Raw genomic sequence first — 11687 nt, forward strand, 5'->3', positions numbered from 1 at the left:
GTGCTACAAGCCGTTGCCCGGCTTGTTCGTTCTTCGTGTCCGGGCGTCTTTCGTCTTTCTCGTTTCGTCTTTTCGTGTCTCTGCAACCGGACCACAACCAGTCGACCGAGCTGGTACCGCAGATCCCACCCCGACTGCGGGAGGTAGATTGCTTACCTTCCGCAGTTGGGGGGAAACCTGCGGTTCCAGCTCGGTCGACCGGCTGTGGTGCCGTTCTCGAGGACAAGACACGAAAAGACAAGGCGCCCGGCCTGTTCGGGTGAAGAGGCCGGGCGGTCAGGGGAATCGGTTAGTTCTTGGTGCCGGTCTTCGGGTCCAGGGCCAGGGTGGGCTGGGCGGGGGAATTGAAGTCGAACATTGGATCGAGGACACCGGCGCGGGCGTCGTAGGAGTCGTCGCCTATGCGGCCGGTTTTCCAGTTGTCCTCGATGAAGCGGAGGACTGAGGTCTGGTCGGTGACCGAGTGGTCGACGAAATTCGACTTGGCGTAGGGGGAGATCACCAGCAGCGGGAGGCGCGGGCCGTAGCCGCAGCGGCCCTGGTACTGGGCCTTCTGGCCGGTTACGTCGCCACAGGTGCTCGGGCCGTTCAGGATGTCGTCCGGTGAGCTGGAGGACAGGCCTGCGGGGGAAGACTTGTGGTCGTACCAGCCGTCGGAGTCGTCGTAGGCGATGACGACCGCGGTGTCCTTCCAGTCCGGCAGTTTCTGCAGGTGGTTGATGGATTCGACCAGGAACTGCTGTTCGTCCAGCGGATCGGAGTAGGCGGCGTGGCCGTCCTGGTATCCGGCGGCCTTCAGGTAGCTCACCGCGGGCAGGTGGCCGGCGTCTGCGGCCGACCAGAAGTCGGACAGGTCGTACTGGTGGTTGGCCTGGTCGGTCTGGCCGATCTTGTCCACCGAACTGGGCGGCAGGTGATGCGGATTCGCGGTTTGCGCGTAGTACTGAAAGGGCTCGTGGTGCGGGATGTAGTCGTCCTTGGTATCGAACGCCTTGTCACCGGTCTTTCCGGTGCCGCCGAGCATCGGGCCGACCGCGTGGTTGGCGCCGCAGACGGCTTTGCCGTCCGTGGTCGCGGTGGGCTTGAAGCCACCCTCGAAGAAGCCCCAGCTGATGTTCTTCTTGTTCAGCAGATCACCGATATTGGTGCCGGTGAGCTGAACCTGGTCGCGGCTGGAGCAGTCGTCACCGAAGGGCTGCGCGTCGTCGACGAGAGTGCCCTGGCCGTTGCCCGCCTGCTCCAGCACGTCGATGGCCGGGAACGGCTTGCCGCCGGGCATGAATTCCTTTGTCACACCGTGGGTCTGGCCCGAGACCAGGTTCACCGCGCCGACCGCAGACGGGCCGAAGGTGGTGCCGTAGGAATTGTCGCTCATGGCGTAGTGCTGAGCGTAATTCCACAGCGCCGTCACGGAATTGCCGTCGTAGTAGTCCATCACCATGCCGGGCGCGCCGAAGGTTGGCGGCTTACAGGCGGCCATTTCGGTGTGCTCGACGAACTTGTCCATCTTGCCGCCGTCGAACGCGGCCTGCTCGTCCTTGTACTCGTGGTCCTGATCGCAGGTGATCTGCTGGTTCGGACCGCCGAGCCGCTGGGGCTGGAACTTGTTGGGGTTCTTGGTCAGCAGGTCGGGGGTGAGCCCGTCCACCGACGGTGTATTCGGCAGTGCGGCGAAGGGGGTTCCGTCGGTGTTCGCGGCCTTCGGATAAGTGCCGAAGTAGTGATCGAAAGACACGTTCTCTTGGAAGATCACCACGATGTGCTTGATCGGCGTCGCGGTATCGGCGGCCGACTGCCCCGAAGAACCTGAGCACGCGGTCGCGGTCAGCGCTACCAGCGCGGTGAACGCGGCAGCGGCGCGACTTCGCCTGCCGAAGCGGCGGCGAGACGGGGCATGCATGGGACCTCCCAGTTCCTTCGATCGCGTCAGGCAGCGATCGCAATAGCGTGACCATTGCAGCACCTGCCACACGGAAATACGCGAGAAGGTGAACGGAGCGGGAAGGTCCGATGAATCCGGCTTTGCTCTCCGGCAATGCCAGGCCCCTGCCGATCGGCTATCCCAGACGCAGTGCCGCGGCCTCGATTCCGGCGGGTGCGGCGTCCTGCAGGACCACCCGGAATGCCACCTCATGCTCGGCCCAGTACCCGGCACTGTCGGTCATCGCTTCGGCGAACCAGCGGCGTTCTTCGGGCTGATCCGTGAGCAGCAGTGCGGCATTTCGCACCACCACCACGTATCCCTGTGCGGGACCGACGAAGTCGTCGAGATCCCGCAGGCATTCGTCGAAGGCGTCCTTGTTCTGGCCGAAGTAGTACGGGAACTGGAACGCGGCCGCGAATTCGTCGAAAACCTCTGCGACCGTGCGCATCTTGCGGCCGCGCAGCTCCCGCGACAGGTAGTCGTCGGGCATTTGCATACGCACGCCGGAGAATTCGGCCGCCCCGAGCGGCAGCACGCCGAGGGTGGGGGCGGGCTGTGCGGCCGCCCTGCCGGTGCCCTCGGTGGCGGATTTGCCTGGGGCGGAGAGGAACTGCGAGAGCGTCAGCTCGGTCATCAGCGCATCCTCACGAAGGTGTTGTAGTGGTCGCCGGTGTAATAGGCGGAGCCGTCGCTGCCGGTGATGATGCGCTCGGCATCCCGGCCCTGCCCCGGCTTCTTCGGATTGACGTCCCACTCCTGATAGGAGATCTTCTTGCCGCTCGAATCCTTCGCCGCCAGGCTGCCGCCCCGGTTCATCCAGGTATCTCCGCCATGGGTGCCAGGGGAATTGGCAGAGCCGGGCCAGCGGCCGGCGTCGATCTCGATCAGCGTCTGATAGGCGCGATCGGGGACGCCGGGTGCGTGCACCGGTTGATCCGCCTCGGCGGGCCCGGTGGCGCGCGGGCCCGGTTTGGTCTGGGTGGTGGTCTTTCCGGTGACGGTGGAGGTCGCCGCCCTGGTACTGCTCGTCGTCGAGGCGTGGTCGCCGCCACGGGAGACCAGAACAGCGACAAGCACCATGATCAGCGCGCCGCCCAGCAGCAGCCAGGCGCGCGCCCGCGACGAGATCTTCACCGGTACTGCACCGTGACCGGGGCGTGGTCGGACCAGCGCTCGGCGTAGGTGGCGGCCTTCTCCACGACGGCCTGTTTGGCGCGGGTGGCGATATCACCGCCGGCCAGTTGGTAGTCGATGCGCCAGCCGGCGTCATTGTCGAAGGCGCGGCCACGGTAGGAGTGCCAGCTGTAGGGGCCGGGCACCTCCGGGTGCAGCAGGCGCACCACGTCCACGTATCCGGCGGCCAGCATGGTTGACACCCAGGCGCGTTCCTGCGGCAGGAAGCCGGAGTTCTTGACGTTGCCCTTCCAGTTCTTGATGTCGAGTTCGGTATGCGCGACATTCCAGTCGCCGCTGATGACAAAATCGCGGCCGATGCTGGTCATGCGCGCGCCGATGGCATCGAGGAAGCGGTACTTCTCCTCCTGCATCGGGGTGTCGGCCTCGCCGGTGTGCACGTACACGCTGGCCACGGTGAGCTCGTCGAAGTCGGCTTCGACGTAGCGTCCCAGCTCGGCGAATTCTTCGACGGCACACCAGGTTCCGTCCTGGTCCAGGCCGACGCCGATGCGCACGGCATCGGGTGCCCGGCGGGACAGGATCGCCACGCCCGCGCGACCCTTGATACCGGGTTCGGCATGGGTCAGGAACCATCCGGCATCGAGCGCGGGCGCCAGTGCGCTACGCGTTTGCTCATCGGTCGCCCGCGTCTCCTGCAGGCAGATGATGTCGGCCTCGGTGACCGCTAGCCAGGCGAGCAGCCCCTTGGGGGCCGCAGCGCGCACTCCATTGACGTTTACCGTGCTGAGGATTTTGGGCACCCCACGACCGTACAATGCCGCTATACCTACTTCTCCACGGACATCGAGGTCCGGGAAGGGGTGATGACGATGACGTCAGGCACCGACAAGCCCACCGTCCCGCTCGCGCCCGTGCGTGCCCTCCACACCGGCTCCGGTGATCCGCTGCTCCTGTTGCACGGGTTCATGATGTCGCCACACTGCTGGGAGCAGGTGGCGCAACGCATGTCGTCCCATTGCGAGGTGTTCGCTCCCGCCTTCACCGGGCACTGGGGCGGCCCCGAACTCGACGGCTGGTACCTGGACGTCAGTGCCCTTGCCGATCGGGTCGAAGACCAATTGGACGAATTGGGCTGGCGCACCTGTCATATCGCGGGCAATTCGCTCGGCGGCTGGGTGGGCTTCGAACTGGCGCGCCGCGGCCGGGCCCGCACGCTCACCGCTATCGCTCCGGCGGGCGGCTGGCAAACCCCTTCCGCGCTGCAGGTTCGGGTCGGATTGAAGTTCCTGTCCCTGGTACCGCTGGTGGAGCTCGGCAAATATCTGCCGGACGTGCTGGCCTTCAGCGCACCGGTGCGCCAAGCCGTGGCCCTGATCCTGAGCAAGAACACCGCGGCCGCCCCGCGCCGTGCCATCGAGGCCGCCATCACCTCGTCGCTGCACTGCCAGGCCATGCTGCCGATGATCGTCGGCGTGCTGCGCGCCCCCGATCTGGAGGATCTGTCGGACCTGAAAACGCCGGTGCGCCTGCTCATGTGCGAAAACGACCGGGTCATTCCGTATCGCGCGTATGCCCGGCGCTTCCTACAGGAACTCCCGGACTCCGCTGACCGTATTCTGGTTCACGATGTGGGTCACGTCCCCATGCTGGAGGCGCCCGACCGCATCGCCACCCTCATCGCGGAACACGTCTACGCCAGCCGCACCCGCCTGCGCGCTGTCTGAAGCATTGGCGGGAATGTCTGAAACCCGCGAAGACTGCCGACGGCCGACAATGTGCACCAGATCGCGCAGCAGCTGATTCCCGATGCCCGGGTGGTGTACGTCGACAATGATCCGATCGTGCTGGCGCACGGGCGGGCGCTGCTCGCCAATCACGAGACCACCGCGGTGATCCAGGCGGATCTCCGTGATACGGAAGGTATTCGGAACGATCCGGAGGTCATCCGGCTCATCGATTTCGAGCAGCCGGTGGGCATTATCTTCAGCGCGACCCTGCACCACCTCAATGACGACGAGAAACCGGGCAGGTGGTCCGCTACTGGACCGAGCGGATACAGCCCGGAAGTCTGGTCTACATCTCGCGCAGAAGCTGCAGACCACCTTCGGGCGTGGCCGCTGGCGCCGCGAGGACGAGATCCTGGAGCTCTTCGGCGATCTCGAGGTGCTCGAACCCCAGCTGGTGGCGTGTGCCCTGTGGCGGCCCGCCGCGACGGAGACTTCTCCTGAAGCGGGCGGGGTCCGGCGCATACGCGGCACCGCCCAGGAATTGTCGGTGTGGGAACAGCTGATCGCCTGCGCCATGGCGCGCAAGCTGTAGCGGCTACTCCGGTGGGGGCGGCGCGGGGGCGCCGTGCGGTGGCGGGATCTTCGGGTACCGCCGCTCCCCCACCTCCGGCGGCACCTCGTAATGCGGTGCGGCAGGAGACACTCCGAGGATCGCATCCCGGCGCGTGCCCGGATCCCAGTCTGTAGCAACAACTTTGACCTGCACCAGCACGGCGGACAGCAGAATGACGACACCGATGGCCAGCGAGGCCGCCACCGCACCCCAGCCGCCCAGTTTGGCGACGGTGCCGATGGCCGTGCCGAACCAGCCGAAGTCGGCGTCGCCGAAGGTGGTGTTCTCGTTCCCGAAGGGCCCCAGCACTTTCAGTAGCAGCGCGGGCAGAATGGTGATGATCAGGCCGTTCACGAACGCGCCGAGCACCGCACCGCGCCGCCCACCGGTCGCATTGCCGTAGACGCCGGCCGCACCGCCGGTGAAGAAGTGCGGCACCAGACCCGGCAGCACCAGCGCCAGGCCGAACGCCGGATTGAAGACCCAGGTCAGCAGGCCCAGCATGACCAGACCACCGATAAAGCTGCTGATGAAGCCGAGCAGCACCGCATTCTGGGCGTACGGGAATACGATCGGCGCGTCCAGCGCCGGAATCGCACCCGGCACCACTCGCGCGGCAATGCCCTGGAACGCCGGAACCAACTCCCCCAGAATGGTGCGCACACCGAAAAGGATGACGGCGACGGCGATTCCGAACTGCAAGCCCTGACTGACCGACTTCATCAGATAGTTGCCCACATTCGCCGCGCCGCCCTCGAAGACCGAGAAGGCCTTGTCCTCGCCGACGCGAATCAGGTAGACCACCGCCAGCGTGAGGTACAGGATCACCATGGACAGCGCGGTGGCGACCATCGAATCCCGCAGGAAGCGCAGCCCTTCCGGCAGATTCATCTCCTCGGTGCTGCGGCTGCGCTTGCCGACCAGCTGCCCCGTCGCACCCGCCGCAATATAGCCCGCGGTGCCGAAATGCCCGATGGCCACATCGTCGCCCCCGGTCACCCGCCGCGTCCAGGCCTGCGCCAGCGCGGGCATGGACACCATGACAATGCCGAGCAGAATGCCGCCGGTGCACACCACCACCGGTGTGGAGAAGCCCGCGACCGCCAGCACCATAGTCAGCAGCGTCGCCATGAACAGCATGTGGTGACCGGTGAGGAAGACGTAGTGCAGCGGGGTGAAGCGCGCCAGCGCCAAGCTGATCGCGAAGCCCAGAATCATCAACCAGGTGACCTGCGCACCGTATTCGTCCTGCGCGATGGCCACGATGGCCTCATTGGTGGGTATGACGCCGTGCGCACCGAGGGCGCCCTGGATCATGTCGCCCAGCGGTTTGAGCGACAGCACCACCAGGCCCGCGCCCGCACCGATGAGCAGGAAGCCGAGGGTTGCCTTGATCGCGCCGCCGACCACCTGCCCGGCCGATTTGCGCAGCGCGATCAGGCCGACGGCGGTGATGATGCCGATGAGATACGCGGGCTGGCTGAGAATCTCGTTGACGATGAACTGGGCAATGGCCAGGACGACATTCATGCTGCGGGCTCGCCTTCCTACACGTCGAAGAGTTCGCGGAGTTTGCGGTCGACTTCGGCTGTGCTGGTGAAGTTCTCGACGACCTGCACCGGAATGCCGACGTCCCCCAGGGTTTTGGCGATCTCCCCGGAGGTGAGGATGGCAACCGCCTCGGACGCTTTGCCTTTGGCGGAAATGGTGTCGGTGGCCTCGACATCGACGTAGGGCGACCACTGCCAGCGGCCGAGCACCTTCTCGAGGGTGCTCTTGAGGAACAGGCTGGTGCCGACCCCGTTACCGCAGACGGTGAGGATCTTTACCGGACCGGTCGAGCCGCGACCGACGGAAGTTGTTGCGGTGAAGGATGTCTCGGCAGCATCCTCGCCCGCGATCAGCGCACGCAATTCGCGCGGTGTCGCCACCGCGCGCAGCCGCTGGTCGGCGCCGGGCTCCAGCAGCAGCCCGGCCAGCGCGGCCATGGCGTCGGTGTGCACCTCGGAGTCGGTGGCGGCCAGCGCGACGACCAGATCCACCGGATCGTTGGGGCTGCCGAACTCGACCGGTTCGCGCAGCCGTACCCAGGACATGCCGGTGTGGTGCACCGCCGGGGAGGGCCGGGCGTGCGCGAAGGCGAAGCCGGGCGCGATGACGATGTACGGCCCGTTCTCCTCGACATTGCCGATCATCTCCGCCGTGTACGCGGGAGCGGCCACGCCCGTGGAGGTCAGCAAACTACCGGCGGCGGCAATCGCCTCGCGCCAGCCGGAGACTTGAACATCGAGTTCGATCGCATTTTCGGGGAGCAGATCCGCGAGCGATGTCATGCGGCGATCGTCGCACGACATCACTCTCAGCTACCTATTGGCACACCGGAACTATCCAGCTTGCTCGTGGTCACCCGTCCGCGCCAGGACGCCGAGCAGCAGCCGGGTCACATTGTCGGGCTCGTCGAGTTGCGGACAATGCCCGGCGGTCGGCAGCACCGCGAATTCGCTACCGGGCAGCAGCGCGTGCAGTTCCCGGCTCGCCGCCACCGGGATGATGCGATCTTTACCGCCGTGCACCACGACCACCGGGCACGAGACGGTGAGATCACCGTGCCCCGAAGGGTGTTCGCGCGCATAGCGAATGGCATCACGCCCGCGAGCGGCGGCCGCCGCCATATTCGGGACCGACCGCACGGCCGTGGCGACGAATTCGGGATCGGCCGAGTAGCCGGGCCCGTAGATGACCTTCGATACCCCGAGGGCGACAACCCATCGCACCACCCGATCGGGCACCGGCAGCACGGTGGTGAGATCGAAGAACCGCCGATACTCCCGTCGACGTACCAAGCGCGCCGCCCAGTGTCGCGCCAGCAACGGCTCGTCCAGGGTGACCAGGGCACGGATCCGGCCCACCCGATCACGTGCCGCCGCGTGCAGTGCGGTCGCCGCCCCGAGCGAATTACCCATCAGGACAACGGGACCGTGCGCGGCGATCAGAGCCTCGGCGAAGGCGTCGAACTGCGGGGTCAGCGGTCCGGGCGCCCGCGGATCGGCCAGGCCGAAGCCGGGTAGATCCACCGCGACGGCGCGCCGCCCGGCCGCCGCCAGCCGGTTCAGCACACCACGCCAGGTATCGGCGCTGTCGCAGTAGCCGTGCAGCAGTACGACAGTCGGGCCCGCACCGTCGACGGACAGTTCCCTGGTCCGCACGCCCGCGTAGACCCGGGTGGATTCCGTCACCACGCTGTGATCGGATGGCATCATTGCCGACTCCCAATGTAGTTGTGTGACAGCCAATGTCGTCCGGAACCACCCGCAGGCAGCTCCAGATGACGAGTGGCTTACTGCGCGAGCAGTCCCTTGGCGACGTGCGTCACCTGAATCTCATTGCTGCCGGCATAGATCATCAGCGACTTGGCATCACGGGCCAGCTGCTCGACGTGGTATTCGGACATGTACCCGTTGCCGCCGAACAGCTGCACCGCCTCCATGGCGACATCGGTGGCGGTCTCCGAGCAGTACAGCTTCATGGCCGAGGCCTCGGCGAGCGACGGCGACTTACCCGCGCGGCCACGTTCGAGGACGTTGAACACCATGTTCTCGATATTCATCCGGGCGATCTCCATCTTGGCCAGCTTCAACTGCACCAGCTGGAAACGGCCGATCTCCTGGCCCCACAGCTTGCGATTCTTGGCGTAGTCCAGGCACACCCGGTGACATTCGTTCACGATGCCCAGCGCCATGAACGCGACACCGATGCGCTCGGCGGTGAAACTCGAACGGGCGCTTTCCCTTCCGTCACCGCCCTCGTGCTGTTCGGTCTCGCCGAGCAGCCGATCCTTGGACAGCCGCACATTGTCGAAGAACAGTTCCCCGGTGGGCGAGGCGTGCAGACCCATCTTCTTGAACGGCTTGCCCTGGGTGAAGCCCTCCATGCCCTTGTCCAGCACGAAGGTCAGCACCTTGCGGTCCCGCTTGCCGACGCCGTCGCCCTCGTCGAGCTTGGCGTAGACGACCACGGTATCGGCGTAGGGACCGTTGGTGATGAACGTCTTCTGCCCGTTGAGCAGGTAGTCGTCACCGTCGCGGCGCACATACGTCTTCATGCCGCCGAACGCGTCCGAGCCCGAGTCCGGTTCGGTGATCGCCCATGCCGCAACCTTTTTCATGGTCACGATGTCGGGCAGCCAGCGCTCCTTCTGCGCGAGGGTGCCGCGCGCGAGGATGGTGGTGGCCCCGAGACCGATGCTCACGCCCATGGCGGTGACCAGGCCCATGCACACCCCGGACAGCTCGCTGACGAGCACCGCCATCATCGACTCCTGCCCGGAGAACGGGCCGCCGTCGCCGGACGTGCGTTCCTTCTTCTCCGGCAGCGGTTCCCCGGCCGCCAGCGCTGCTTCCTTCTTGCGCTGCCTGGCCAGCATTTTGCTGATGGCCTCACCGCCCAGTGCGTCGATTCCGAACTGGCTGAACAGGTTCCGGATAATCGGATACGGCAGCATCTCGCCGCTGTCCAGCGCTTCCAGATTCGGACGGATCTCCTTGTCGATGAAGCTGCGCACCGCGTCGCGGATCATCTCATCGGTCTCGGACCACTCGAACATCGTTGTTCTCCAGACGATCTGAATCAGGGCAGCTGATCGGCGATATCGTCGATCAGCCAGGGGCCTTCGGTCTCAATGGTTTTCACGTCGTGCCATCCGGCGAGCTCGGAGATGGCGCCGCCCTGCACCGCGAAAACCTTGCCGTTGATCGGGCACTTCTCGGTGGCCAGGTACGCCACCAGCGGCGAGATATTCGCCGGGCTGAAGGCGTCGAAACCGCCCTCTTCCACCGCCTCCGCCTCGGCCGCCATCATCGCGCCCATGCCCGGCGTAGCCAGGGTCAGACGCGTGCGGGCGATGGGCGCGATGGCATTGACACGCACACCGTAGCGGGCCAGTTCATCGGCCGCGACCAGGGTGAGCGCGGCGATACCGGCCTTGGCCGCACCGTAATTGGCCTGCCCGGCATTGGGCACCGTGGTCCCCGAGGCGGACGCGGTATTGATCACCGCGGCGGTGGGCTGATTGCCCGCCTTGGACTGGTCCTTCCAATAGGCGGCCGCATGGTGCAGCACCGCCGCATGCCCCTTGAGATGGACGGCGATCACCGAATCCCACTGCGACTCGTCCATACCGGCCACGAAGGCATCGCGCAGAATGCCCGCATTGTTGACCACCACATCGAGCCGGCCGAATTCCGAGATTGCCTGATCCACAAGGTTTTTCGCGCCCTGCCAGTCCGAGACGCTGTCGGTGTTCGCGATCGCCCGCCCCCCTGCGGCGATGATCTCGTTCACCACCTCGTGCGCGGGGCCGACATCGGCGCCCTCACCGGCATTGCTGCCGCCCAGATCGTTCACGACCACCGCGGCGCCCTCGCGGGCGAACAGCAGCGCGTGCTCGCGCCCGATACCGCGGCCCGCGCCGGTGATGACGGCGACCCGTCCCTCCAGTGCACCCATAATTTGCTCCCTCTACAGAGTCGAAAAGTCAGTCGGCGATGACGGCCAGGCCGTCGGTCAGCACCAGATCCGTGCCGCGAGCGGTCTCGAAGGCGTACGTGGTCTCACCGCGCGCACCAGACGTGCGCCAGATGCGGGTCTCCAGATCGTCACCGGGGAAGACCATCTTGGAGAAGCGCACGGCGAAACGACGCAGCCGCGCGACATCCGAATCGGCCACCTCGCTGAGCACCGCCCACGAGGACATGGCCATGGTGCACAGGCCGTGCGCGATGATGCCGGGCAGACCGGCGTCCTTGGCGACCTGCTCGTCCAGATGCAGCGGCACCGGATCGCCGGAGGCGGGTGCGTAGCGGAAGGTCTGGTCGAGATCCACGTGCGCGGGCACCACCGCCAGTGGCGGCTGACCGGCCAGCGCAGCGTCGAAGCGGTGTGGCGGCGCACCGTCACCGACCTTCGGGCCCGCGTTCACCCCCCGGAAGAACGCCGTCAGGTACTGCTCGTTGACGAGTTCCCCGTCCTGCGCACGGCATTCGATGAGGATGGTGATGGTGGAGCCATTGTCCTTGCCCTCGTAACCGATGGCCTTGGCCCGCGAGGACAGCTTGTCACCGGGCCGGATCGGGCGATGGAAGTGGAAGTCCTGCTCCCCGTGCACCACCCGGCCGAAGATATCCATCGGCACCACCTCGAGCACCGGCATCATCATGGCCTCGAAGACCGGGACGATGCCGAATATCGGCGGTGCGACAACACCTTTCAGGTGCGCCTCGATGGGATC

General features: G+C 66.1%; 12 protein-coding genes and 1 pseudogene. 3 read left to right on the forward strand and 10 right to left on the reverse strand.

All coding sequences use genetic code 11. The features are described 5' to 3' along the window. Window positions 1-289 precede the first annotated feature (289 nt). The 4 genes from JWN03_RS40875 to JWN03_RS40890 all read right to left on the reverse strand — a co-directional run bounded on the left by JWN03_RS40875 (window position 290) and on the right by JWN03_RS40890 (window position 3861). Window positions 290-1900: a phospholipase C gene (locus JWN03_RS40875; RefSeq protein WP_297627341.1), complete on the reverse strand. Its 1611-nt coding sequence runs from the start codon at window positions 1898-1900 to the stop codon at window positions 290-292. Window positions 1901-2057: 157 nt separating this feature from the next. Beyond that, window positions 2058-2558, reverse strand: a complete 501-nt coding sequence (locus tag JWN03_RS40880) for a barstar family protein (RefSeq protein WP_297627345.1) — start codon at window positions 2556-2558, stop codon at window positions 2058-2060. Further along, window positions 2558-3058, reverse strand: coding sequence for a ribonuclease domain-containing protein (locus JWN03_RS40885; RefSeq protein WP_297627348.1), 501 nt, complete (start codon window positions 3056-3058; stop codon window positions 2558-2560). The genes JWN03_RS40880 and JWN03_RS40885 overlap by 1 nt, the downstream gene beginning before the upstream one ends. Next, on the reverse strand, window positions 3055-3861 hold the full coding sequence (locus tag JWN03_RS40890; RefSeq protein ID WP_297627350.1) for an exodeoxyribonuclease III: 807 nt from the start codon (window positions 3859-3861) through the stop codon (window positions 3055-3057). Before JWN03_RS40890 ends, JWN03_RS40885 begins: the two co-directional genes overlap by 4 nt. 63 nt (window positions 3862-3924) lie before the next feature. Here JWN03_RS40890 and JWN03_RS40895 point away from each other — a divergent pair, with 63 nt between their 5' ends. The 3 genes and pseudogenes from JWN03_RS40895 (at window position 3925) to JWN03_RS40905 (ending at window position 5380) form a co-directional block, all read left to right on the forward strand. Further along, window positions 3925-4785, forward strand: coding sequence for an alpha/beta fold hydrolase (locus JWN03_RS40895; protein WP_297627352.1), 861 nt, complete (start codon window positions 3925-3927; stop codon window positions 4783-4785). A gap of 93 nt (window positions 4786-4878) precedes the next feature. Next, window positions 4879-5028: pseudogene (locus JWN03_RS40900) on the forward strand (SAM-dependent methyltransferase); the annotation flags it as partial. A 40-nt stretch (window positions 5029-5068) separates the two neighbouring features. Continuing rightward, window positions 5069-5380 (forward strand): SAM-dependent methyltransferase, encoded by a 312-nt coding sequence (locus tag JWN03_RS40905; RefSeq protein WP_297627354.1) that lies wholly within the window; start codon window positions 5069-5071, stop codon window positions 5378-5380. A gap of 3 nt (window positions 5381-5383) precedes the next feature. Here JWN03_RS40905 and JWN03_RS40910 read toward each other — a convergent pair whose 3' ends face one another. The 6 genes from JWN03_RS40910 to JWN03_RS40935 form a co-directional block, all read right to left on the reverse strand. After that, a complete protein-coding gene (locus JWN03_RS40910) occupies window positions 5384-6931 on the reverse strand; it encodes a PTS ascorbate transporter subunit IIC (protein WP_297627356.1) in 1548 nt (515 codons plus the stop codon). Between the two features lie 17 nt (window positions 6932-6948). Further along, entirely contained in the window at window positions 6949-7734 is a 786-nt protein-coding gene (locus JWN03_RS40915; protein ID WP_297627359.1) for a PTS sugar transporter subunit IIA, read from the reverse strand. A gap of 51 nt (window positions 7735-7785) precedes the next feature. After that, a complete protein-coding gene (locus JWN03_RS40920; RefSeq protein ID WP_297627361.1) occupies window positions 7786-8661 on the reverse strand; it encodes an alpha/beta fold hydrolase in 876 nt (291 codons plus the stop codon). Window positions 8662-8738: 77 nt separating this feature from the next. Beyond that, a complete protein-coding gene (locus JWN03_RS40925; RefSeq protein ID WP_297627363.1) occupies window positions 8739-10004 on the reverse strand; it encodes an acyl-CoA dehydrogenase family protein in 1266 nt (421 codons plus the stop codon). Between the two features lie 23 nt (window positions 10005-10027). After that, on the reverse strand, window positions 10028-10906 hold the full coding sequence (locus JWN03_RS40930) for an SDR family oxidoreductase (protein WP_297627365.1): 879 nt from the start codon (window positions 10904-10906) through the stop codon (window positions 10028-10030). 28 nt (window positions 10907-10934) lie between these two features. Continuing rightward, window positions 10935-11687: MaoC/PaaZ C-terminal domain-containing protein (locus tag JWN03_RS40935; protein WP_297627367.1), on the reverse strand; the 753-nt coding region annotated here is incomplete at its 5' end.

The sequence above is a fragment of the Nocardia sp. genome (genome assembly GCF_025465275.1).
Classification (GTDB): Bacteria; Actinomycetota; Actinomycetes; order Mycobacteriales; family Mycobacteriaceae; genus Nocardia.